Origin of the sequence: Modestobacter italicus (genome assembly GCF_000306785.1) — a bacterium.
GTDB lineage: Bacteria > Actinomycetota > Actinomycetes > Mycobacteriales > Geodermatophilaceae > Modestobacter > Modestobacter italicus.
The window spans coordinates 507,528-530,472 of sequence record NC_017955.1; the positions used below are offsets into that span (position 1 = coordinate 507,528).

General features: G+C 74.8%; 24 protein-coding genes and 2 tRNA genes. 14 read left to right on the forward strand and 12 right to left on the reverse strand.

Annotated features, from left to right (window positions below; genetic code table 11):
• Positions 1-2: 2 nt before the first annotated feature.
• The 4 genes from MODMU_RS02405 to MODMU_RS28280 form a co-directional block, all read right to left on the reverse strand.
• Positions 3-944, reverse strand: a complete 942-nt coding sequence (locus MODMU_RS02405; protein WP_014738571.1) for a hypothetical protein — start codon at positions 942-944, stop codon at positions 3-5.
• A 257-nt stretch (positions 945-1,201) separates the two neighbouring features.
• Entirely contained in the window at positions 1,202-2,257 is a 1,056-nt protein-coding gene (locus MODMU_RS02415) for a PHP domain-containing protein (RefSeq protein WP_014738573.1), read from the reverse strand.
• Between the two features lie 10 nt (positions 2,258-2,267).
• Positions 2,268-2,789, reverse strand: coding sequence for a DoxX family protein (locus MODMU_RS02420; protein WP_051144104.1), 522 nt, complete (start codon positions 2,787-2,789; stop codon positions 2,268-2,270).
• Positions 2,790-2,937: 148 nt separating this feature from the next.
• Positions 2,938-3,111, reverse strand: a complete 174-nt coding sequence (locus tag MODMU_RS28280) for a hypothetical protein (protein ID WP_014738575.1) — start codon at positions 3,109-3,111, stop codon at positions 2,938-2,940.
• Between the two features lie 149 nt (positions 3,112-3,260).
• Between MODMU_RS28280 and MODMU_RS02425 the strand changes: the two genes are divergently transcribed.
• Entirely contained in the window at positions 3,261-3,911 is a 651-nt protein-coding gene (locus MODMU_RS02425) for a hypothetical protein (RefSeq protein ID WP_014738576.1), read from the forward strand.
• Here the strand turns inward: MODMU_RS02425 and MODMU_RS02430 are convergent.
• The 4 genes from MODMU_RS02430 to MODMU_RS02440 form a co-directional block, all read right to left on the reverse strand.
• Positions 3,902-4,540: a hypothetical protein gene (locus MODMU_RS02430; RefSeq protein WP_231851747.1), complete on the reverse strand. Its 639-nt coding sequence runs from the start codon at positions 4,538-4,540 to the stop codon at positions 3,902-3,904. The two genes, MODMU_RS02425 and MODMU_RS02430, sit on opposite strands and share 10 nt — an antisense overlap.
• 266 nt (positions 4,541-4,806) lie before the next feature.
• Positions 4,807-5,385, reverse strand: a complete 579-nt coding sequence (locus MODMU_RS28285) for a DUF6318 family protein (RefSeq protein ID WP_166503375.1) — start codon at positions 5,383-5,385, stop codon at positions 4,807-4,809.
• Positions 5,386-5,596: 211 nt separating this feature from the next.
• Entirely contained in the window at positions 5,597-7,027 is a 1,431-nt protein-coding gene (locus MODMU_RS02435; RefSeq protein WP_014738579.1) for a bifunctional phosphatase PAP2/diacylglycerol kinase family protein, read from the reverse strand.
• A 65-nt stretch (positions 7,028-7,092) separates the two neighbouring features.
• Entirely contained in the window at positions 7,093-7,623 is a 531-nt protein-coding gene (locus tag MODMU_RS02440; protein ID WP_014738580.1) for a CGNR zinc finger domain-containing protein, read from the reverse strand.
• 102 nt (positions 7,624-7,725) lie between these two features.
• On the opposite strand from MODMU_RS02440, the gene MODMU_RS02445 reads away from it, so the two are divergent.
• The 5 genes from MODMU_RS02445 to MODMU_RS02465 all read left to right on the forward strand — a co-directional run bounded on the left by MODMU_RS02445 (position 7,726) and on the right by MODMU_RS02465 (position 10,246).
• Positions 7,726-8,934 (forward strand): MFS transporter, encoded by a 1,209-nt coding sequence (locus tag MODMU_RS02445; protein ID WP_041794877.1) that lies wholly within the window; start codon positions 7,726-7,728, stop codon positions 8,932-8,934.
• 89 nt (positions 8,935-9,023) lie between these two features.
• A tRNA-Ser gene (locus tag MODMU_RS02450) sits at positions 9,024-9,112 on the forward strand.
• Between the two features lie 18 nt (positions 9,113-9,130).
• Positions 9,131-9,203, forward strand: a tRNA-Arg gene (locus MODMU_RS02455).
• 106 nt (positions 9,204-9,309) lie between these two features.
• Positions 9,310-9,489 (forward strand): hypothetical protein, encoded by a 180-nt coding sequence (locus tag MODMU_RS02460; RefSeq protein WP_041794879.1) that lies wholly within the window; start codon positions 9,310-9,312, stop codon positions 9,487-9,489.
• 16 nt (positions 9,490-9,505) lie between these two features.
• Positions 9,506-10,246 carry an MBL fold metallo-hydrolase gene (locus tag MODMU_RS02465; RefSeq protein ID WP_014738583.1) on the forward strand — a complete coding sequence of 247 codons (741 nt, stop codon included), beginning with the start codon at positions 9,506-9,508 and terminating at the stop codon, positions 10,244-10,246.
• Here MODMU_RS02465 and MODMU_RS02470 read toward each other — a convergent pair.
• From MODMU_RS02470 to MODMU_RS02485, 4 genes are all read right to left on the reverse strand, one after another.
• A complete protein-coding gene (locus tag MODMU_RS02470) occupies positions 10,237-10,521 on the reverse strand; it encodes an MSMEG_0570 family nitrogen starvation response protein (RefSeq protein ID WP_014738584.1) in 285 nt (94 codons plus the stop codon). The genes MODMU_RS02465 and MODMU_RS02470 overlap by 10 nt on opposite strands.
• A 145-nt stretch (positions 10,522-10,666) precedes the next feature.
• On the reverse strand, positions 10,667-11,578 hold the full coding sequence (locus MODMU_RS28290; protein ID WP_014738585.1) for a universal stress protein: 912 nt from the start codon (positions 11,576-11,578) through the stop codon (positions 10,667-10,669).
• Complete coding sequence (locus MODMU_RS02480; RefSeq protein ID WP_014738586.1) at positions 11,575-12,999, reverse strand: amino acid permease; 1,425 nt, start codon at positions 12,997-12,999, stop codon at positions 11,575-11,577. The genes MODMU_RS28290 and MODMU_RS02480 overlap by 4 nt, the downstream gene beginning before the upstream one ends.
• 70 nt (positions 13,000-13,069) lie before the next feature.
• Positions 13,070-14,368, reverse strand: a complete 1,299-nt coding sequence (locus tag MODMU_RS02485) for an alpha-hydroxy-acid oxidizing protein (protein ID WP_014738587.1) — start codon at positions 14,366-14,368, stop codon at positions 13,070-13,072.
• 212 nt (positions 14,369-14,580) lie between these two features.
• Here MODMU_RS02485 and MODMU_RS02490 point away from each other — a divergent pair, with 212 nt between their 5' ends.
• From MODMU_RS02490 to rfaE2, 8 genes are all read left to right on the forward strand, one after another.
• On the forward strand, positions 14,581-15,501 hold the full coding sequence (locus tag MODMU_RS02490) for a hypothetical protein (protein ID WP_166503376.1): 921 nt from the start codon (positions 14,581-14,583) through the stop codon (positions 15,499-15,501).
• 11 nt (positions 15,502-15,512) lie between these two features.
• Entirely contained in the window at positions 15,513-16,028 is a 516-nt protein-coding gene (locus tag MODMU_RS02495) for a MarR family winged helix-turn-helix transcriptional regulator (RefSeq protein ID WP_231851748.1), read from the forward strand.
• A gap of 126 nt (positions 16,029-16,154) precedes the next feature.
• Positions 16,155-17,654, forward strand: coding sequence for an HAD-IIIA family hydrolase (locus MODMU_RS02500; protein WP_041794883.1), 1,500 nt, complete (start codon positions 16,155-16,157; stop codon positions 17,652-17,654).
• 65 nt (positions 17,655-17,719) lie between these two features.
• On the forward strand, positions 17,720-18,703 hold the full coding sequence (locus tag MODMU_RS02505) for a glycosyltransferase family 9 protein (RefSeq protein ID WP_014738591.1): 984 nt from the start codon (positions 17,720-17,722) through the stop codon (positions 18,701-18,703).
• On the forward strand, positions 18,700-19,665 hold the full coding sequence (locus MODMU_RS02510) for a glycosyltransferase (RefSeq protein ID WP_014738592.1): 966 nt from the start codon (positions 18,700-18,702) through the stop codon (positions 19,663-19,665). Before MODMU_RS02505 ends, MODMU_RS02510 begins: the two co-directional genes overlap by 4 nt.
• Positions 19,662-20,876: a glycosyltransferase gene (locus MODMU_RS02515; RefSeq protein ID WP_041794885.1), complete on the forward strand. Its 1,215-nt coding sequence runs from the start codon at positions 19,662-19,664 to the stop codon at positions 20,874-20,876. The genes MODMU_RS02510 and MODMU_RS02515 overlap by 4 nt, the downstream gene beginning before the upstream one ends.
• The gene (locus MODMU_RS02520; protein WP_014738594.1) at positions 20,873-21,541 is read left to right on the forward strand and encodes a D-sedoheptulose-7-phosphate isomerase; all 669 of its coding nucleotides are present in this window, start codon (positions 20,873-20,875) and stop codon (positions 21,539-21,541) included. Before MODMU_RS02515 ends, MODMU_RS02520 begins: the two co-directional genes overlap by 4 nt.
• Positions 21,538-22,887 carry a D-glycero-beta-D-manno-heptose 1-phosphate adenylyltransferase gene (rfaE2, locus tag MODMU_RS02525; protein WP_014738595.1) on the forward strand — a complete coding sequence of 450 codons (1,350 nt, stop codon included), beginning with the start codon at positions 21,538-21,540 and terminating at the stop codon, positions 22,885-22,887. Before MODMU_RS02520 ends, rfaE2 begins: the two co-directional genes overlap by 4 nt.
• Positions 22,888-22,945 lie beyond the last annotated feature (58 nt).

Sequence of the window (22,945 nt, forward strand, 5' to 3'; positions counted from 1 at the left end):
CCTCAGCCGACCTGTCCGTCGTACCAGCGCAGCACCCGCAGGGCGCGCAGGGTGTTCCAGCGGCTGGGCCGGCCGTCGCCGTCCTCGAGCGGGAAGTGCACGGCGCCGGCGTACGTGTCCTCCAGCAGCCACCTACCGTCGGGCTGCTGCTTGCCGCGCACCACCGCGACCGCCTCGGCCAGCCGCTCGTCCGGGCTGCCGCCGGCGACCCGGAAGTGCTCCAGCCCGCGCAGGACGTCGTGGTGCCACTGCGGCGGGAACGAGAGCTGCAGGTAGCCGTCCTGCGCGGGCCCGCCGGTGTTCTTCCGGCGGAACAGCGACCGCTCCAGCAGGTACTCCTCGCCGCGGCGCCGGGCGGCCGTGGTCTGCCGGGTGCCGTGACCGGCCTGCTCGTGCGCGAGCAGCCCCTCGATCACGTTGATCGTCGAGTCGAACGACGAGCGGGTGGAGCCGTGCTCGGTCCAGCAGTTCCAGCCGCCGTCATCGAGCTGGTCGGCGAGCAGCCGCTGGACGACGGCCTCGACGTCCTCACCGAAGTAGGCGCCGAGCGCGACGACGCGGCCGTTGATGCACGCCTCCACCTCGCCGGCGAAGAACGGTGCGCCGTCGTACTCCCAGCGGCAGTTCTCCCGGACCAGCGCGACAGTTTCCCGGGCCGGCTCCGACGCCGGGTCCAGCCCGAACTCGCGGAGCAGCGCCAGGGTGGGCAGCGTCGGCGTCCAGGGCTGGCCGCCCTCGCCGTCCCAACCGGACGCCGGGAAGCACGCGCCGCCGGCCCACTGACCGTCCGGGTCGCGGAGCGCCAGCAGCCGCGCGCCCCAGCCCTCGGCGGCCACCCGTGCCCGCTCGGCGGCCACGGCGTCCGCCGGTGCGTCGGTCAGGTCCCGCAGCACCTGCCAGCGGATCGCCGGGGCGGAGTCGAGCAGCCAGTCGAGCACCGTCATGCCGCGGAACCTAGTGACCCGGCGCCCGCCGTGGGACGGTGAGCCGTGGCCTGGCCGTGGCGTCGTCCCCGGGGCTGGCCGGCCTCCCCGCCGCCGACCGTCGCGCCCGACGGCCCGCCGCGGTTCGAGTGCGCCCGCTGCGCGCACCCCACCGACCTGCACCCACGCCCCGACCGGACGGACCTGACGTCGTGTGCCCAGTGCGTGGCCGAGGAGGACCTGGGCCAGCGGGACGAGGCCGACATCTGCAGGCTGCGCTACCCGCGGCCGTGAGTGCGCGCCAGCAGCTGCTCCGCCGTCCCGGTGTTGATCACCCGGTCGGCCGGGACGCCGCACTCCACCGCCCGCACGCAGCCGTTGTCCTGCCAGTCCAGCTGACCGGGGGCGTGCGCGTCGGTGTCGATGGCGAAGTTGCAGCCCAGCTCGACGGCCTGGCTGAGCAGCCGGCGCGGTGGGTCCAGCCGCTCGGGGCGGGAGTTGATCTCCACCGCCGTCCCGTTCTCGACGCAGGCCCGGAAGACGGCGTCGGCGTCGAAGTCGCTCTCCGGCCGCGGCTTCTGCGTGCCGTTGCGCTGCTGGCGGCCGATCACCAGCCGGCCGGTGCAGTGACCCAGGACGTCGGTGTGCGGGTTGGCGACGGCGGCGAGCATCCGCTCGGTCATCGCCGCTCTCGGTGCCCGCAGCTCGGAGTGGACGCTGGCCACGACGACGTCCAGCCGGCCGAGCAGCTCGTCGGTCTGGTCCAGCGAGCCGTCGACGTTGATGTCGCACTCGATGCCGGTGAGGATCCGGAAGGGCGCCAGCTCGTCGTTCAGCGCCGCGACGACGTCCAGCTGCTGCTCCAGGCGCTGCGGGCTCAGCCCGTTGGCGACGGTCAGGCGGGGGGAGTGGTCGGTGAGCGCCAGGTACTCGTGGCCGATGGAGATCGCCGCCTCGGCCATCTCGCGGATCGGGCTGCCGCCGTCGGACCAGTCCGAGTGCGCGTGCAGGTCGCCCTTGAGGGCGGCGCGCAGGGCGGCGGCGTCGTCGGCGAGCGGGGTCAGCTCGGCGTAGGTCTCCTCGAGCTTGGCGAGGTACTCCGGGACCTCGCCGCGGTGCGCCTCGACGACCACGGCCGCGGTCTTGTCACCGACGCCCTTGAGGTCCTTGAGCGTCTTGGTGCGCACCCGGCGGTCGAGCTCGGCGTCGTCCAGGCCGGCGACGACGGTGGCCGCCGTCCGGAAGGCCTTGACCCGGTAGGACGGCTCGCGGGCGCGCTCCAGGAGGAAGGCGATCCTCCGGAGCGCGCCCGCAGGCGTGAGCGGTGCCGTCATGCTGCCCAGGTCAGGACTTGAGCTTCTTGGCCTGCTTGGCGGCGCGCTTCTGCGCCTTGGCGGCCTTCTTGGAGGCCCGCTCGTAGCTGGCCTCGGCGGCGGCAGCGGCGGCGCCGGCGGTCTTCCGCGCGCGCCAGCCGACCGACGGCTTGCCCTCGGTGTCGACGGCGGCCAGCAGCAGCCCGCCGAGCATGCCGGTGTTCTTCAGGAAGTTGCTGGTCTGGCCGAAGCGCTCCTTCGGGTCCTCGTGCTCCCAGAAGCGGTGACCGGCGAAGGTGGTGGGGACCAGCGAGGTGGCGAGCGCGAGCGCGGAGAAGCGGGGGAACTTGCCCAGCGCGAGCAGGGTGCCGGCGCCGACGTGCACGCCGGCGTTGACCTTCACCCACTGCTCGACGTCGTGCGAGACCTCGATCGGCAGCTGCTTGTCGGCGATCTCGGTGAGCTGCTCGACGATCGGCGCGGCGCCAGGGACGCGGCTCTGCGGGTTCCGGAGGGTCTGGATCCCGCCGTAGATGAACGTGGAGGCGAGCATGGGCCGTGCGATCCGGCGGACCAACATTCTGGAGACCTCTTCCCATCGGTGACGTCAGCAGGAACCTGCCCTGGTCAGTGCCAGGACAACCCTGCCTTGCGACCGTAGTGAGAAGCGACCCCTGCCGCCGCGCGAACTGGCGCGGGGGTCAGATGGCGGTGCGGACGCCCAGGACGTCGTCGACGGTGAGGTCCTGGGGGAGGCCGGCCAGGTGGTCGGTGAAGGGGGCCCGCCGGTCGGCCACCCGGATGCCCGCGCTGATGATGAGGGCGGCACCGACGGCGAGGGTGAACCAGACGGCGACGACCACGACAGCGAACATGGCTCCTTTCTAGCGGCGAAGGCTTGGTGTCAACCAGATGTTCCATGGGCGGAACCTGACAAAGCCTCCAGAGACTCCTTGGGTCATCGCGCAGGGATCGTCGTGGTGGCGACATCTGGTTGTCACAGGTTGGACGGGATGATGGGCGAGTGACCACGGAGGAGCTCGACGCGGCTCCCGCCGTCCGGGGCCGGTGGGTGCTCGCGCTGGCACTGGTCGGCGCGCTGGTGTTCACCATCGGGTTCGTCGTCGAGCTGCGCTGCGCGGTCGGGTCGTGCCCCGATCCGACGGTCCGCCGACTGTTCCGGCTCGACGCCCTGGGCGCGCTGCCGCGGCTGTTCACCACCGGCCTGTTCCTGGCGGTGGCGGTGCTCGCCGCGCTGGCGGCGCTGCGGTCGGCCGGCCGGGCGCGGTGGTGGTGGGCCGGGGTGGTCGCCGGGGGAGCCGCGCTGACGGTGGCCAAGGCGGTGAGCTCGCACTCGGCGCTGGAGCGGGACGACGGGCGCCTCGCCACCCTGATCGGTGCGCTGCTGGTGACGGCGATCGGGCTGTCGCTGCTGCGGTGGGCCGGTCGCGCGTGGTCGGTGCCCGGGACGACGCCGATCGTGGTGGCGCTGGGTCTCTACGCGGCTGCGGCGATCGGGCTGGACCAGATCACCATGGCCGTCGCCCGGCTGCACCACCCGTGGGTCGCGCTGGCGATTGCGACGTTCGTGGAGGAGGGCGGCGAGGCGGTGACCGCGCTGGTGCTGCTGGTGGTCGTGTCCCGCTGGGTGCCGCGCCGCCGCTCTCAGTCGTAGGGGTTGGTCAGGACGGTGCGCGCCTGCAGCACGGTGAAGGTGGCCGGTGCGCCCTGGGTCGTGGTGGTGCCGGGGACGTCGGCCTGCACGCCGCCGTCGACGGAGTAGGTGGCGCTCCAGGTGGTGGTGAGCGAAGCGGTGTAGGTGCCCGACGAGTAGTCGTGGGTGATGGTCTCGTTCGGGTAGGGCGCGCCCGGATCGTCCGTGGTGAGGACGACGCCGTCGCCGGTGTCCCAGCTGTAGGTGCTGGCGGTCGCTGCGATGTCGACGGTGAAGCCGCGGATGTCGACCGTGAACAGCTGGGTGGTCGGGCTGTCGGTGAAGAAGATGACCGGCAGGCCGACGAGAGCCTCGCCGGGGGGCTGCTGACGGGTGGTCAGTTGGGGGAGCGGCAGGGTCTGGAAGTAGCGGAACACCTCGTCCGGCGACGGCGGCGGGTTGAGGTCCGTGACGTCAACACAGGAGCCGCCCTCCGGCACCAGTGGTCCATAGACGTCACCCACGGCAGTTCCTGCAGGTACTGGAACCGCGTCTATTGGGCCGGTGCTAAGCAGGATGCGCCGGTGCAGGACGATGTAGTAATAGATCAATCGACCCTCGACGGTCGGGCACTCGTTGTTGCCGGCCACACAACCGCCCTGGGTCTCGTCCGTGACTTGACATGACGTTCGCAGGTACCAGCGGTACGGGAGCTCCGGCGGTGGCGCGGCATTCGAAGCCGAGCGAACGGGAGAACTGGCGTCGCCGTCAACGTACGAGGCGGTGATTGCACCTTCGCCGATGTTCACGTCGGGGCACGAGCCCCGGCGGCACGGTGGTGCTGCTGCTGCGGTAGACGCCAACGTGACCCAGACTAGAGCCAGGGCGACCACCACAATGCGAAGTCGCATCTTCGCTAGCCCAGGGTGAGGTCTTGCATGACCCAGCTCTGTAGTCCCTGATCCCAGGTGGTTGCAGCCCCTGAGGAAAGGTCGTCTAGCGCTGGAAAGCTCAGATCAGGGACGGGAGTGCCTGCGCGATCGACTACTTGCAAGGCCGCTTGGTCGAGCAGGAAGGCGGCTTCTGCATTGCCGGGCTTCGTAATAGCGGCATTCAGTGCGCCGTCGAGTTTGAGTTCGCCACCGACGTATCGGTACCCAGCGGCGGCATCTGCGTCTGTCTCGTCCGCAATCCGGCCACATGTCTCGCAGGATCGGGCAAATTGGCGCAGGTACTGCGAATCCATGACGGCATTGGTGCGATTGATGAGGGCCAAGTAGTAGCCCGTGAAGGCCGCGGCTCCCTCGGAAGTGTCTCGCCTTGCTTCGTTTGGCATGGGCAGGTCGGGCGGGCCTAGGGGCGGCAGGCTCGCGGTGGTCTGGGCTGCGCTGGCCGAGGTTGACGGCAGGGTCTCGTTGGCGCTCTGGCCATCTGAGCAACCAGCGAGCACGGCAACGCCTGCGATCGCTGCGGCAGCCACGTGCACGAGCCGCATTCGTCGTCCTCCCACAGTCTCGGAACGAAAAAGTCCTCAGAGACTACGCAGCTCAGCGGCTCGTCCGCGTCACCCGGACGCCGTACCTGTGGACGGGGGGCGTGTGCGGAGGCTCGAGCTCTGCTCCAGATGTGGAGCAGAGATCGAGCCTGCGGGAAGAGGTGCTGGAGTCAGTTGAGCTCTGCCCCCAGGTGGGGGCAGAGCTCGAGCGTCACCGGGAGCAGTAGACGGTCAGCCGCTCGCGCTTGCGGAACACGAACTCCGACGTCGTCTCGCCGGTCTCGCCGTCGTAGGCCACCTGCTGAGGCCCAGACAGGACCCGCACCTGCAGCTCCGACGCCTGGAACTCCGCATAGGACCGGCTGTGGTTCGAGACCCCGAGCAGCGTCGCCAGGACCGCCCGCGTGCGCCCGAACCGCAGGTCGGCGCGGAGGTACTGCACGTCGAGCAGACCGTCCTCCAGCCGCGGCCGCCACGCCGGCGACAGTCCGCGGGGCACGTAGCAGCCGTTGCCGATGAACAGGATCCAGGCCGACACCCGCTGCCCGTTGAGCTCCAGCTCCACCGGCGACCCGTGCCGCAGCACCTGGGCCGCCGCGACCGTCAGCGCCGCCCACTTGCCCATCCGCCCGCTCAGCCGGTCACGGCGCCGCACCATCTCCGGGTACGAGCCGATCGACGCGGTGTTCAGGAACGGCACCCCGTTCACCTCGGCCACGTCGACCTGCACGGCGTCCCCGCTCACCACGGCCTTCGCGGCCTCGGGCGGCGTGGCCACGCCCAGGTCGCGGGCGAAGTGGTTCAGCGTTCCCGCGGGAACGACCGCCAGCGGCAGACCGAACTCCAGCGCGACGGCCGCAGCCGCCGCCACGCTGCCGTCGCCGCCGGCCACGCCCAGCGCGCGGGCGCGCCCCGACCGCGCGGCCTCGCCGAGCAGTTCGGCCACACCCGCGTCCTCGCGCAGCTCCAGCACCTCGGCGCGGGGCAGCAGCTCCTGGATGTCGGCGGCCGGGTCGTAGTCCTCGCGGCCGGACCGCGGGTTGACCGCGATCACCAGGCCCTCGCCGTCCGGCAGTGCCGGGGCGTCCCAGGCCTGCCACACCCGTGCCGGCTCGACCGGCCGCACCCGCCACCAGCGCTGGGTCGCCAGCGCCACGGCGCTGCCGACGGCCATGCCGGCGGCGACGTCCCCGGGGTAGTGGACGCCGACGTGCACCCGGGAGTAGCCCACCCCCAGCGCGACCGGCGCGATCAGCGCGCCCAGCACCGGGCTCTCCAGTGCGACGCCGGTGGCGAACGCCGCCGCGGACGCCGAGTGGCCGCTGGGGAAGGAGTGCGAGTCCAGCGTGCGCCGGAGCGCACGGGTGTGGGAGACGGCCGCCTGATCCGGCCGGCCTCGCTGGAAGAGGCGCTTGAGGACGACGTTGACGATCGCGCTGGACAGTGCGAGCGAGCCGACCCCGCGCACCGCTGCCCGCCGCGGCCGCCCACGTTGCAACGACAGCAGCCCACCGATCAGCGCCCAGAGCTTGCCGTGGTCGGCGAAGGTGGACAGCTTGCGCAGCCACCGGTCGACCCGCGTCGTCGGGAGGCGGCCGACGCGCGCCAGCAGGGCGGCGTCCCAGCGGCGCGGTGAGCTCATGCCGCGGACGCTAGTGGAGTGCGAGCGCATCGTTTTCCGAGCGCTGGCACTCCACCTCCAAGGGGTCAGGCGCGCTTGCGGGCCCGGTAGGCGGCGACCGTCGAGCGGCTGGCGCAGGTGTTGGAGCAGTAGCGGCGGCTGGCGTTGCGCGAGGTGTCGACGTAGACGTTGCCGCAGCCCTCGGCCGAGCAGACGCCCAGCCGCTGCCAGCCGTGCTGGACGACGACCTGCGACAGGCCCATCGCCACCGTCGTCGTCAGCTGCTCGACCGCACCGGCGTCCGGACGGGCGTAGTGCAGGTGCAGCTCGCCGTCGTGGTCGGTGGCGTAGGGCCGGGGGGAGGCCAGCGCCAGCAGGGCGTTGAGGCGGGCCATCACGTCGGGCTCGCTCTCGGCCAGGGCGACGTCGCGGACCAGCGTCGCCGTCTGGGCCACCTGCCCGGCGTCCTGCTCCGGCAGGGTCAGCGAGGTGCCCTCGGTGAACCACTCGGTGTGGGCATCGAGGAACGCCCGCACCCAGCCCGGGTCGTCGCGGTCGGCGTTGGCGAGGTCGATCGCCAGCTCCACCGCGTTGGACCCGTAGGTGTCGTAGTCCATTTGGCTCCCTACGCCCGTGCTAGCCTTCGGAATCTGTAGGGACTCAACGAGCGTTGACCCCCTACAGATTCCCTTCTCGCACAACCTGAAGTGAGCACAGTCATGCGTTCGTACCTCACCGTGTGGCGGTTGCCGTCCGCCCCGGTGCTCCTGCTCTCCGGCTTCGCCGGCCGTCTGCCGTCGTCCATGGTGCCGCTCGCGCTGCTCCTCATGGTGCAGGAGCAGACCGGTTCGTACGCGGTGGCCGGCGGTGTCTCGGCCACCTACGGCATCGCCACCGCCCTCGTCGCCCCGGTGCTCGGGCGGCTGGCCGACCGTCGCAGCCCGCGCGGCGTGCTCCTCGCGCAGTCCGCGCTGTACCCGCTGCTGCTGACGCTGGCCGCGATCGTCGTCCTGGTCGGCTCCCCGGTGTGGGCGCTGCTCGCCGCGGCCGGCGCGGTCGGCGCGAGCACCCCGCTGGTCTCCGGCACCGTGCGTGCCCTGTGGTCCCGGGTCGACCCGCGCGTGCGGCCCACCGCCTACGCCCTGGACGCGACGGCCACCGAGCTGGTGTTCGTCGCCGGCCCGTCGCTGGTCGCCGTCCTCGCCCTGGTCGCCAGCCCGTCGATCGCCCTCGCGGTCGCCGGCGTGCTCGGCGTCGCCGGTGCGCTGGGCATCGCCACGAGTGCGGCCATGCGCGCCTGGGTCCCGGCGTCGGCGCAGCGGCGGCCGCTGTTCGCGACGGTGACCACGCCTGGGATGCCGCGCATCCTGCTCAGCGGCACCGCGCTGATGCTGGGCATCGGTGCGCTCGAGGTCGCCGTCCCGGCCTTCGCCGACGCCGCCGGCGCCCCGGGAATGTCCGGCCTGCTGCTCGCCGTCTGGGCGCTCGGCTCGGCCGGTGGCGGTCTCTGGTTCGGCGCGCGGATGATCAGCGCCACGCTGCCCCGCCAGTACCGGTGGGGGCTGCTGGGTGTGACCGTCGGCCTGGCCCCGCTCGCCGCGGTGTCCAGCCCGTGGCTGCTCGGCGTCCTGCTGTTCCTCGGCGGGACGGCGATCGCCCCGACGCTGACCGTGCAGAGCTCGCTGGTCGGCTCGATCGCCCCGGCGTCGGCCACCACCGAGGCGTTCACCTGGCTGTCGACGGTCTCCTTTGGTGCCTCCGCGATCGGGGCCGCCGTGGGCGGCGCGCTCATCGAGACCGAGTTCGGCGTGGCCGGTGCGCTGGTCCTCGCCACCCTGGCCGGCGCCCTCGCCGTGCTGGTCACGCTGCTGCCGGGCCGCCGCCCGACCGCGCCGACCGCACCCCGCCGGGACGTCGTCCACGCCTGATCCGACGGCGTCCCCCCACCCGTGTGGGGGGACGCCTGCAGGCGCTGGTAACCTCTCTTCTCGGTGGTTCCGAGGCGACTCGGAGCCCGGGAGGCTTCGCCTAGTCCGGTCTATGGCGCCGCACTGCTAATGCGGTTTGGGTTAATCCCCATCCCGGGTTCAAATCCCGGAGCCTCCGCGCACGACAACTGAACACGCACCCGTAGCTCAACGGATAGAGCATCTGACTACGGATCAGAAGGTTAGGGGTTCGAGTCCCTTCGGGTGCACGTCTGGTTGAGACAGCGCGCGGCCCCGTTCCTCTTCGTGAGGAACGGGGCCGTTCGTGTTCCCGGGTCCGCAGCGCATGCTGGAGCTGTCCCCCGGGAGGGCCTCATGGAGCCACGCCGCGTCGCCCTCGCGCTGCTGGGGGTCGCCGTCATCGGCGGTGGCGTCGCCCTGGGCCGGGCCCTCCCTGCGCCGGACGGCGCACCCGGTGGCCGGACGGCGGGCCAGACGAGCAGCACCTCGTCGTGCCCGACGCCGGCGGCCGACCCGGACTGCGAGCCCGGCTGAGCGGCAGACTGCCGGCATGAACCGCAGCGACGTCCAGCAGGTCGCCGACGGGGTGTTCCGCGTCGACGGCGGCATCGTGAACTGGTACCTGCTGCGCGACGGCCGGGACCTCACGCTGGTCGACGCCGGGTACCCGGGCAACGCCGGGGACGTCGAGTCCTCGATCCGGCTCCTCGGGCACGACCCGGGCGACGTCCGAGCGCTGCTGGTCACCCACGCGCACGCCGACCACATCGGCGCGGCCGGTCCGCTGCACGCGCGGTACGGCACCCCTGCGTTCTGCAGCGCCGCCGAGGTCCCGCACGCGCGGCGGGAGTTCCTCGAGCAGGTGACGCCGGTGCAGGTGCTGGCGAACGCCTGGCGGCCGGGCGTGCTGCCGTGGGCGGTGCGGGCCGTCCGGCTCGGCGGCACGACGGCGAGCGCCGTCCCGCACGCGCAGCCGTTCCCCGGGCCCGGCCCGCTGGACCTGCCCGGCGGGCCGGTGCCGGTGCCGACGCCCGGGCACACCTGCGGGCACAGCGCCTTCCTGCTGCCGGCCGTCGGGGCGGTGCTCACCGGCGACGGGCTGGTCACCGGGCACCCGACCTCGCGGCGCCGGGGCCCGCAGCTGCTGCCCGGCTTCTTCGACCACGACCGGACGGCGACGGTGGCCGCGCTGGCGCCGTTGGCCGAGCTGGACGCCGACCTGGTGCTCCCCGGGCACGGCGAGCCCTGGCGTGGGCCGGTCGCCCACGCGGTGGCCTCGGCTCAGGCCTGACGGCGGAAGCCGGCCACCTGGACGTCGCCGGTGTCGAACCGGGTCGCCGTCCCCTCGATGCCGGCCAGCGTGGCCGCGGCGCGGGAGCACGGGAACCCGTAGCGCTCCTGCACCCGGCGGCTGGCCTCGGTCATCGCCGTCCGGCTCAGCGCGACGAACTCGGCGAGCGGGTAGCTCGCGCCGGCGCTGAACACGTCCTCCACGACGGTGGAGGGGGAGTAGACCCACTCCCGGCTGCCGTCGGGCCACTGGACGTCGACCATCACCTCGGGCACGGGCTCAGTGTGCGCGAGGGGGCTTGGCGGGCGGGGGGCCGGTCCTGGCGGTCTGGCCGCGTTGGTCGGTCCCTCCAGCGGTGGAGGGCCATTCGTACCGGCTTCCCCCGCCCGCGCTCACTGTGACTCCGCTCACAGATCGAAGTCAAGAGCCGGTCGGCGTGCCGCTGGAACCACGCGGGACGACGAGCACCGGCACCGTCGCCGCGCGCAGGATCTTCGTGGCCGTCGACCCCACGAACACCCGCGCCAGCGGCCCCAGCCGCGACGACCCGACGACGAGCACGTCCCCGGGCGCCCACGGGACGGCGGCCACCGCGCCCAGCCAGCCGGCGCCACGGGCCAGCAGCGTCTCCGGCGCCGGGCCGGGCCCCGGCCAGCCCGCCACCACGTCGTCCAGCGAGCCCTGCACCTGGGTGGCCCACTCCTCGCTCACCAGCTGCTCGATCCGCAGCCCGGTCTCCGACGGGAGCATCGCCGCCCGCTCCGGCACGAAGGTGACCAGCCGGATCGGCACGCCCCACCGCCCGGCGAACTCGCGCGCCGCGGCCAGCGCCTCCCGGGACCGGGCCGTGCCGGCCCAGGCGCAGGTCAGCCGGGTGGGCCGGGTCGGCTCCGGCCACTCGCGCGGCGCGAGCGCCAGCGGCGCGGGCGAGCTGTGCAGCAGCCGCTCGGCCACCGAGCCGGGGGAGAACCGCCCGACCGGCGCCCCGACCGCGGCCCCGAGCACCAGCACCCGGGCCTTGTACCGGTGCGCGGCCTCGACCAGCCCCGAGGGCACCGACGACCCCGGGACGACGGCCGTCCGGGCGTCGTGCACGCCGGCTGCCTGCAGGGCGGTGACCGCCTCGCTCTGCCGGGTGTGGGTGAGCGCGGCGCGCCACTGCCGGTACTCCCGGTCGACCCGGGAGGCGATCGCGCTCACCGGGTCCGGCGGCACCACGGTGGCCACGACGACCGGCGCGTCCTCGACGCGGGCGAGCTGCGCGGCCAGCTGCAGCGCGGCGTCGTCCCCACCGCCGAGCTCGGCGGCCTCCCACCCCAGCAGCACGGTCATCGCGACGGCGTCCGCAGCCGGGAGTGCTTCCGGGAGTAGGTCACGTAGACGACGGCGGCCAGGACCAGCCAGCCGGCGAACAGCGCGAACGTCGTCCCGCTCAGCCCGGAGATCAGATACATACAGAACAGCACCGACAGCACCGGGACGACGGGGTAGCCGGGCACCCGGAAGCCGCGGGGCAGGTCCGGGGCGGTGCGGCGGAGCACCATCACGCCGATCGACACGACGGTGAAGGCGACCAGCGTGCCCATGCTGGTCAGGTCGATGAGGAAGTCCAGCGGGACGAACCCGGCCAGCAGCCCCACGAACAGGGCGACGGCCACGGTGCCGCGGACCGGGGTGAGCGTGCGGGGGTCGACCTTCGCGAACAGCGACGGGATCATGCCGTCGCGGCTCATCGCGAACAGGATGCGCGTCTGGCCGTACATCGTCACCAGGGTCACCGAGAAGATCGAGACGACCGCGCCGGCGGCCAGCAGGATGCCCGGCCACGACGAGCCGGTGACCCGCTCCAGGATCAGTGCCAGCCCGGCCTCCTGGCCCTCGAACTCCTCCGCTGGCTGCGCGCCGACCGCGGACAGCGCCACCAGCAGGTAGACGACCGTGACCACCACGAGGGCACCGATGATCGCCAGCGGCAGCGTCCGGCGCGGGTCGCGCACCTCCTCCCCGGCGGTGGAGACGGCGTCCAGGCCGATGAAGGAGAAGAAGATCGTCGACGCCGCGGCGCTGATCCCGGCCACGCCCATCGGCGCGAACGGGGTGAGGTTGCCGCTGTCGAACCCGGTGAACGCGATGACCACGAACAGCAGCAGGACGGCGATCTTGATGATCACCATCACTGCGTTCGCCCGCGCCGACTCGCTGGCGCCGCGGACCAGCAGCAGCGCGCACAGCGTCACCAGCACGATCGCCGGCAGGTTCACCACCCCGCCGGCGCCCGGGGCCGCGGACAGCGCGTCCGGGATCCGCACGCCGAGGGTGTCGTCGAGCAGCTGGTTGAGGTACTCGCTCCAGCCGACCGCGACCGCGCCGGAGCTCACCGCGTACTCCAGCACCAGGCACCAGCCGACGCCGTAGGCGACGACCTCGCCGAGGGTCGCGTAGGCGTAGGAGTACGAGGAGCCCGCCACCGGGATGCTCGAGGCCAGCTCGGCGTAGCAGAGCGCGGTGAACCCCGCCGTCACCGCGGCGATGACGAAGCTGACGATCACGGCCGGGCCCGCCTCCGGCACCGCGGTGGTCAGCACGAAGAAGATGCCGGTGCCGATCGTCGCGCCGATGCCGAAGCTCATCAGCTGCAGCGGGCCGATCCGGCGGGCGAGGCCCCCACCGCCGTCGTCCCCGCCGGTCTCGGCCACCATCGCCGACACCGGCTTGCGGCGGAACAGCTGCTGGCGCAAGGAGGGAGCGGTCACCGGGCGTCCTCTCGCGGGGGTCGCCCCACCTTGCCGAAGCAGCGTCCATCCCGCACCCGGTGGTGAGAGGTCAGGGGCGGCGGCGGAGGACCTCGCGGGTGAGCTGGCCGACGGCGGTGTGCCCGGTCAGGCCGAGGGTCAGGTCGAACTCGCCGAGCACGTCCTCGACCACCTGCCGCACGCCCTCCTCGCCGGCCACGCCGAGCCCCCAGGCGTAGGGCCGGCCGAGCAGCACCGCCCGGGCGCCCAGCGCGACGGCGACCAGGACGTCGGCGCCGCTGCGCACCCCGCTGTCGAACAGCACCGGCACCCGGTCGGCGACGGCGTCGACCACGTCGGGCAGCGCGTCCAGCGCGGCGATCGAGCGGTCCACCTGGCGCCCGCCGTGCGTGCTGACCACCAGGCCGTCGACCCCCTCGTCGACCGCCCGCCGCGCGTCGTCGGGGTGCAGGACGCCCTTGAGCACGATCGGCAGCCGGGTCCGCTGCCGCAGCCAGGCGAGGTCCGCCCAGGTGATCGAGGGCCGGGAGTAGATGCCGAGGAACACCTCGACGGCCGCGCGGGGGAGCGGGGAGCGCAGCGCCTCACGCAGCGGCATGCCGGTCGCCCGCGACCACGCCCGCGACATGCCCACCAGCGCCCGGACGGCGGAGGGGTTCGGCCGCGGCTGCGGGTCCCGCGGGGTGCCGGCCGCGGCCGCCCGCTCCTCGACCAGCCGGCGGAACACCGGGTCGGAGGTGTACTGCGCGATCCCCTTGCCCAGCGCGAACGGCAGGTGCCCGAGGTCCAGGTCGCGCGGCCGCCAGCCCAGCATCGTGGTGTCCAGGGTGACCACGACCGCCTCGCAGCCGCTGGCCTCCGCCCGGCCCAGCAGGCTCTCCACCAGCTCGTCTGAGGTCGACCAGTACAGCTGCATCCACCGCGGGGCGTCGCCCATCGCCGCCGCGGTGGTCTCCATCGGCACCGACGCCTGGTTGGAGAACACCATCGGGACGCCGGTCGCGGCCGCCGCGCGGGCGACGGCGAGGTCGGCCTCGGGGTGCACCAGCTCCAGCGCGCCCACCGGGCCGAGCAGCAGCGGTGCCGGCAGCCGCCGTCCGAAGAGCTCGACCGAGGTGTCCCGCGCGCTGACGTCCCGGAGCACCCGGGGGACCACCGCCCAGCGGTCGAACGCCGCCCGGTCGGCGCGCTGGGTGTCCTCGTCGCCGGCGCCCCCGGCCACGTAGCCGTAGGCCCGCGCGCCCAGCCGACGCCGGGCCTCCACCGCCAGCTGCCGGTACACCGTGGGCACCCGCGGGTGCCGGCCGTACACGCCCGCCCGGTAGATCGCGTCCTGCCGCCGCCGCCCGGTCCCCGCCGCTGAGGTCACCCGGCCACCGTAGTGACCTGCCTCTCCCCGACGTCCCGGGGCGGGCCTCCAACGACACGCCCGGGAGGGACACGCCGGTGACACGGATGTGACTGGTGTGGCGTACGGGGCTGGCGGTGCGTTCCTCGTACATGGTTGGGGGAGTTCCGGGGCAGAGCACTGACACGCCGCGGGACCAGCCGTGCGACAGGCGCGAGATCGGGGGAACGACCGTGCCGACACCCAGCTCTGTTCGTTCCGCCTCGGCCGCTGCCCTGCTCGTGCTGGCGGCCGCCGGTGTCCTGCTCACCGCGGCGGTCGCGCTGGCCGGCCCCGCCGCCGCGATCGAGGACCCGCGTCGTCCCGCGGCCGAGATCACCCACGGGCCCAGCTGCGGGCCGGGCGTCGTCCGCGTCGAGGTCACCGGCGGCAGCCAGCCGCGCCGGGTGGCGCTGGTGTTCGACGGCATCGCCGAGCAGGACGTCACCGAGCTGGCCCCCGGCGAGCAGACCGAGCTGGCCAGCGGCGACGTCGACTGGGGCCAGACGGTCGACGTGTCCGTGACCATCACCCGGCCCGACGGCACCGCGGAGACCCCGGTCGAGTTCGGCACCTACACCCGGCCGACCGCCGAGGACTGCGCGGCGGTCGCACCCGTGGCGCTGTCCGCGGACGCCGGGCCGTCGACCCGGACGACCACGCCCGCGGTGCCGAGCTGGGGCACCGGGCAGCCGAGCTGGGGGGACGCCGACGTGGAGGCGGCCAGCGCCTCGTCCTCGTCCGTCGCCCCGGGTGGCGTGGTCACCGTCCGGGCCACCGGGTTCACCCCGGGCGAGCCGGTCCAGGTCAGCCTGCTCGGCCGCGACGGCGCGCTCACCACCGTGCCGGCCGCCCCTGACGGCAGCGTCGAGGCCGTCGTGCAGATCCCGCGCGCCGCCGCGCTCGGGACGGCGACCGTGCAGCTCGTCGGCGGGTTCTCCTCCGCCACTGCCGGGCTGGACCTGCAGGTCGCGGCCCGCGTCCGGCCGCTGGCCGAGCAGACCACCTCCGTCCCCGTGCTCGCCGCGGGGGCCTCCCTGATCGGCGCCACCAGCCTGCTGGGCCTGCGCGCGGCCCGCCGCCCGCGCGGCTCGGTCCTGCCGGCGCCCTGCTGAACGACGAGGACGTGGAACCCCCCATGGACAAGCTGCACGACGGTGCCCCGCCGCGGGGCGTGCCGCGCGACGTCCGCGGGCTGGCCGGCGCCGGCCCGACCGCGACCGAGACCTGGCTGCGCATCGTGCAGGTGCACGACCGGATCACCCGCCGGGTCGACTCCGCGCTGCACCGCCAGCACGGGCTCTCGCTCACCGGCTTCGAGGTGCTCCGGCGGATCGCCCAGTCACCCGGCGAGCGCACCTCGATGGGCGACCTGGCCGAGGCGGTCGGGCTCAGCCGGCCCGGCATCACCAGCACGGTGAACCGGTTGGTCGAGGAGGGGCTGGTCACCCGCGAGCGGCACGGCGGCGACCGCCGGCTGCTGCACGCCCGGCTCACCGACGTCGGCCGGGAGCGGGTCCGCGCCGCCGGCTCGACCCACGACGACCTGGTCACGCACCTGCTGAGCATGCTCGGGGACGACGCCGCGCTGGTCACCGACGCCCTCGCCCGGGTGTCCTCCGCCGCCCGCCGGCCCCGCTAGTCCCACCAGGTGGACGACTACGGAAACGGTGTCTGACGATCACCCAAACGGGTACGGACCGAGCTGGTCGCCGACCACTTAAAGCCCGTAGTGTTTCGGGCGGTGGAACGCGGGAACCGAGCGGGCATGACGGATGCCCTGCGCGACTGCACGGTCGTCGTCCCGACGATCGGCCGCCCGTCGCTGGACGTCCTGCTCGACGCCCTCGCCACCAGCACCGGGCCGCGCCCGGCTGAGCTGGTGCTGGTCGACGACCGCCCCACCGGTACGCCGCTGTCCCCGGAGCGCCCGGGCCTCCCGCCGGTCCGCGTGGTGCGCACCGGCGGCGGCGGGCCCGCGGCCGCCCGCAACCTGGGCTGGCGCACCGCCCGCACCGGCTGGATCGCCTTCTTGGACGACGACGTCGTCCCCGACCCCGACTGGTACGACCGGCTCGCCGGGGACCTCGCCGCGCTGCCGGCCGACGTCGCCGGCAGCCAGGGCCGGGTCCGGGTGCCGCTGCCCGAGAGCCGCCGCCCCACCGACTGGGAGCGCGGCACTGCCGGCCTGGCCACCAGCAGCTGGATCACCGCCGACCTCGCCTACCGCCGGTCCGCGCTGGCCGCGGTCGGCGGCTTCGACGAGCGCTTCCCGCGCGCCTTCCGCGAGGACTCCGACCTCGCCCTGCGGGTCATGGACACCGGGTCGACGCTGACCCGCGGCGAGCGGTGGATCACCCACCCGGTCCGGCCGGTCGACCGCTGGGTCTCCGCCCGCGTGCAGGCCGGCAACGCCGACGACGTGCTCATGCGCCGGCTGCACGGGCCCACCTGGCGGGAGCGGGCCGACGCCGCCGTCGGGCGCCGTCCCCGGCACCTCGCGGTGACCGCCGCCGCCCTCGGCGCGGTCGGGCTGCTCGCCGCCGGCCGGCCGCGCGCCGCCGCACTGGCCGCCCTCGGCTGGGCCGCCGGTACCGCCGAGTTCGCCTGGGCGCGGATCGCCCCGGGCCCCCGCGACCGCGCCGAGGTCACCACCATGCTCGCCACCAGTGCGCTGATCCCGCCGCTGGCCAGCTGGCACTTCCTGCGCGGCGCCGTCCAGCACCGGCAGGTCACCACGTGGCGCGGGCTGCCCGACCTGGTGCTCTTCGACCGCGACGGCACCCTGGTGCACGACGTCCCCTACAACGGCGACCCCGAGCAGGTCCGCCCGGTCGAGGGCGCCCGCGAGGCGCTCGACGAGCTGCGCGCCCGGGGCGTGCGGATCGGCCTGGTCAGCAACCAGTCCGGCGTCGGCCGCGGGTTGATCACCCGCGCGCAGGTCGACGCGGTCAACGCCCGGCTGGCCGAGCTGCTGGGCCCGTTCGACACCGTCCAGGTCTGCCCGCACACCCCCGAGGACGGGTGCGACTGCCGCAAGCCCGCGCCCGGCATGGTCAAGGCGGCCTGCGCCGAGCTCGACGTCGACCCGGCCCGCTGCCTGGTCATCGGCGACATCGGGGCCGACGTCGGGGCCGCCGCGGCGGCCGGCGCCGCGTCGATCATCGTGCCGACGCCGGTCACCCGCCCGCAGGAGATCGCCGCCGCCCCGCACCGCGCGGCCACCCTGACCGCCGCCGTCGCCGACGTCCTGGCCGGCACCTGGTGACCGCCCCCGCGCCGGTTTCGGCGCCGAACCCCGCGCCGGTTTCGGCGCCGAACCCGGCAGGGACGGTGCTGGTCGCGCGGCTGGACAACGCCGGGGACGTGCTGCTGCAGGGCCCGCTCGTGCGGGCCGTCGCGCACGGGGCGGAGCGGGTGGTGTTCCTGGCCAGCCCGCAGGGCACCGCCGCGGCCGAGCTGCTGCCCGGCGTCGACGAGGTCGTCACCTGGCACTGCCCGTGGATCGACGGCTCGCCGCAGCCGGTCGACCCCGCCGACATCGCCGCGCTCACCGAGCGGCTCCGCGGTGTCGACGAGGCGGTGGTCAGCACCTCGTTCCACCAGTCGCCGCTGCCGCTCGCGCTCGTGCTGCGGCTGGCCGGCGTCGGGCGGGTCTCCGCCATCAGCGTCGACTACCCGGGCTCGCTGCTCGACGTCCGGCACCGGGTGGACGACGACCTGCCCGAACCCGAGCGCGCCCTCTCCCTCGCCCGGGCCGCCGGGTTCGAGCTGCCCGACGGGGACGACGGCCGGCTCGCCGTCCGCCGTCCGCTGCCCGCCCTCGACCGCGAGCCCGGCTACGTGGTGCTGCACCCCGGCGCCTCGGTACCCGCCCGCGCCTGGCCCGCAGCCCGCTGCGCGGAGGCCGTCGAGGCGCTCACCGACGCCGGCTACCGCGTGCTGGTCACCGGCGGACCGGGGGAGCGCGCGCTCACCGCGGCCGTCGCCGGCAGCCGCGGCACCGACCTCGGCGGGGCCACGACGCTGGCCGGGATGGCCGCGCTGCTCGACGGGGCCGCGGCGGTCGTGGTCGGCAACACCGGCCCGGCGCACCTGGCCGCGGCCGTCGGCACCCCCGTCGTCTCGCTGTTCTCCCCGGTCGTGCCGGCCGTGCGGTGGGCGCCCTACGGCGTCCCGACCGTGCTGCTCGGCGACCAGTCGGCGCCCTGCCGGGACACCCGCGCCCGCGAGTGCCCGGTGCCCGGCCATCCCTGTCTGAGCTCGGTGACCGCCGCGGACGTCGTGGCCGCGGTGGGGAAGGTGGTCGCGGCATGAAGGTCCTGCTCTGGCACGTGCACGGGTCCTGGACGACGTCGTTCGTCCAGGGGCCGCACGAGTACCTGCTCCCCGTCACGCCCGACCGGGGCCCCGACGGGTTGGGCCGGGCGCGCACCTGGGACTGGCCGGCCTCGGTCCGTGAGGTGACGCCGGAGGAGCTGCGCGACACCGACGTCGACGTCGTCGTGCTGCAACGCACCCGGGACCTCGAGCTGGTGCGCGAGTGGCTGGGCCGCGAGCCCGGGCACGACCTGCCGGCGGTCTTCCTCGAGCACAACGCCCCCGACGGCGCGGTGCCGAACACCCGGCACCCGCTCGCCGACCAGGCCGAGATCCCGATCGCCCACGTCACGTTCTTCAACGAGCTGTTCTACGACAACGGGACGGCGCCGACCGTCGTCATCGAGCACGGCATCGTCGACCCCGGCGAGCGGTACACCGGTGAGCTGGCCCGGGCCGCGGTCGTGGTGAACGAGCCGGTCCGGCGCGGCCGCTACACCGGCGGCGACCTGCTGCCGCTGTTCGCGCAGGCGGCGCCGCTCGACGTCTTCGGCATGGGCCTGTCCGGCCTCCACGAGCGCTACGACCTGGACCCCGGCCGGGTCGGGCTGCACGACGACCCGCCGCAGGCCGCGATGCACGCCGAGCTGGCCCGCCGCCGGGTGTACGTGCACCCGGTGCGCTGGACCTCCCTCGGGCTGTCGCTGCTGGAGGCGATGCACCTGGGCATGCCGGTGGTCGCGCTGGCCACCACCGAGGCCGTCGAGGCGGTCCCGGCCGAGGCCGGGGTGCTCTCCACCCGGCCGCAGCGGCTGGCCGACGCGGTGCGCACCTTCGTGCACGAGCCGGACGCCGCCCGGCTGGCCGGCAAGGCCGCGCGCGCCGCCGCCCTGGAGCGCTACGGACTGGCGAGGTTCCTCGCCGACTGGGACAGGTTGCTGGGAGAGGTGACCCGATGAGGATCGACCTGGTGAGCGAGCACGCCTCGCCGCTCGCGGCCATCGGCGGGGTGGACGCCGGCGGGCAGAACGTGCACGTCGCCGCGCTCGCCGCCGGCCTGGCCACCCGCGGCCACGAGGTCACCGTGCACACCCGCCGCGACGCCCCCGACCTGCCCGACCGGGTGCGCACCGCCGACGGCTACGACGTCGCGCACGTGACCGCCGGCCCGGCCACCACGCTGCCCAAGGACGACCTGCTGCAGCACATGGCCGCCTTCGCCGACGTGCTGCACGCCGAGTGGTCGGTCACCCGGCCCGACGTCGTGCACGCGCACTTCTGGATGAGCGGGCTGGCCTCGGTGCAGGCCGCCGCCGGCCTCGGCGTCCCGGTGCTGCAGACCTTCCACGCGCTCGGCTCGGTCAAGCGCCGGCACCAGGGCGACGCCGACACCTCGCCCGAGCAGCGCATCCAGCTCGAGCGCGGGCTGTGCGGCGACGTCGACCACGTCGTGGCCACCTGCACCGACGAGGTGTTCGAGCTGCGCCGGCTGGGCCTGTCCAGCGACCGGGTGTCGATCGTGCCGTGCGGCGTGGACACCGCGGAGTTCACCCCGCGCGGCCCGGTCGCCGCCCGCTCGGGCCGGCCGCGGTTGCTGGTGCTCGGCCGGCTGGTCGAGCGCAAGGGCCAGGAGGACGCCGTCCGGGCGCTGGTCGCGGTGCCCGACGCCGAGCTGGTCGTCGTCGGCGGACCGCCCGCCGACCAGGTCGACCACGACCCCGAGGTGCAGCGGCTGCGCGGCATCGCCGAGGAGCTGGGCGTCGCCGACCGGCTGGTGTTCGCCGGCGCGGTCGCCCGGGCCGACGTGCCGGGCTGGATCCGCTCGGCCGACGTCGTCCTCGCGGTGCCCTGGTACGAGCCGTTCGGCATCACCCCGCTCGAGGCGATGGCCTGCGGCCGCCCGGTCGTGGCCACCGCCGTCGGCGGGCTGGTCGACAGCGTCGCCGACGGGGTCACCGGCGACCTGGTGCCGCCGCGCGACCCGGCCGCCCTGGGTGCGGCGCTCGCGTCGCTGCTCGCCGACGACGAGCGGCGGGCCGCCTACGGCGCCGCCGGCGTCCGGCGGGCCCGCACCCGCTACCGCTGGTCCCGCGTCGTCGCCGACACCGACGCCGTCTACCGCCAGGTGCTCGCTGCCCGCGCGCCCGTCCTGCTGGAGGAGTCCCGTTGAGCACCGTCCCGTTCCGCGCCGCCGAGGTGGTCTCCCCGGACTCCTGCACGCACCTCACCGGACACGACCACATCACCTCGCTGAGCGTCGCCCTGCGCAGCCTGACCGACCAGGTCGACACCCTCGACCGCTGGGGCCGGCTGCTGGCCGACGTGCTGACCAGCGACTCCCGAGGCCGGCTGCTGGCGGCGGGCAACGGCGGCAGCGCCGCCCAGGCCCAGCACCTCACCGCCGAGCTGGTCGGCCGCTACCGCGCCGACCGGCCGCCGTTCTCGGCGATCTGCCTCACCGCGGAGACCTCCTCGCTGACCGCGATCGCCAACGACTACCCGGCCGACGAGCTGTTCGCCCGCCAGGTCGAGGCGCACGGCCGGCCGGGCGACGTCCTGGTGCTGCTGTCCACCTCCGGCCGCTCGCCGAACGCGGTCGCCGCCGCCCGCCGGGCCCGCGACTGCGGCATCACCGTGCTGGCGATGACCGGCCCGGCGCCCAACCCGCTGGCCGCTGTCGCCCACGACACGGTCGCCGTCGACTCGCCGTGGACGGCGACCGTGCAGGAGTGCCACCTGGTCGCGCTGCACCTGCTGTGCGCCGCGTTCGACGCCGCGGTGCTCGCCGAGCCCTCCCGGGTCGCGACCGCCAACCACGTGCAGGTCGTCGAGTGATCGTCGTCGTCGGGGACGCGCTGCTCGACGTCGACCTGGTCGGGTCGGCGTCCCGGCTGACCCCGGACGCGCCGGTGCCGGTGGTCGAGGACGTCGAGCGCCGCGAACGCCCCGGCGGGGCCGCGCTGGCCGCCGTCATCGCCGCCCGGTCCGGTGCCGACGTCGTCCTGGTGACCCCGCTCGGCGACGACGACGGCGCCCGGCGGCTGCGGGAGCTGCTGGCCGGCCGGGTCCGGCTCATCGAGATCCCGGCGACGTCGCCGACCGCGGTGAAGCAGCGGATCCGGGTGGGCGACCACTCGGTCGCCCGGCTGGACTCCGGCGGCTCGTCCGCCACCTTCGGGGCGCTGCCGGCACCCGCCGCGGACGCGATCCGGGACGCCGCCGCCGTGCTGGTCGCGGACTACGGCCGGGGGACGACGTCGGCCGCCGACGTCCGCGCCGCGCTGTCCGCCGCCCGCGGTCCGGTGGTCTGGGACCCGCACCCGCGTGGCGCCGACCCGGTGCCCTCGACCCGGCTGGTCACCCCCAACGGCGCCGAGGCCGCCCGGGTGGCCGGTGCCGACGTGACCGGTGACGGGCTGGCCGCCGTCGGCGCGCGGGCGCAGGCGCTCATCGCCCGGTGGGGCGTCGGCGCGGTCGCGGTCACCCTCGGCTCGCGCGGCGCCCTGCTCTCCTACGGCGAGGGCGCGCCGATGGTCGTGCCCGCGGTGCCAGTGACCGGCGGGGACCCGTGCGGTGCCGGTGACTCCTTCGCCGCCGCGGTCACCGTCGCGCTGGCCGGGGGTGCGGTCACCGGCGAGGCGGTCACCTCGGCGGTCGCCGCGGCCGGGGCGTTCGTCGCCCGCGGCGGCGCCACCGCCTGGGACGCCGTCCCCGCCGCTGCGGCCCCGGCTGCGCCGGGCGTCGACGCGCTGCTGGAGCGGGTCCGGGCGGCCGGCGGGACGGTGGTGGCCACCGGCGGCTGCTTCGACCTGCTGCACGCCGGGCACGTCGCCACGCTGCGCGCCGCCCGCGGGCTCGGCGACTGCCTGGTGGTCTGCATCAACTCCGACGACTCGGTCCGCCGGCTCAAGGGACCCACCCGCCCGCTGGTCACCGCCGCCGACCGGGCCCGGGTGCTGGAGGCGCTGGAGTTCGTCGACGCGGTCGTCGTCTTCGACGAGGACACCCCCTCGGCCGTGCTGGAGCAGCTGCGCCCCGACGTGTGGGCCAAGGGCGGCGACTACGCCGGTGCGGACCTCCCCGAGGCCGCGGTGCTGCAGACCTGGGGCGGCCAGGCCGTCGTCCTGCCCTACCTGGACGGCCACTCGACCACCGCCCTGGTCGAGCGCTCCCAGGTCTGATGGCGGTTTCGCGCGATCAAGCACGCGCGGTTTCGCGCGCGGAAGCGCGCGAGACGGC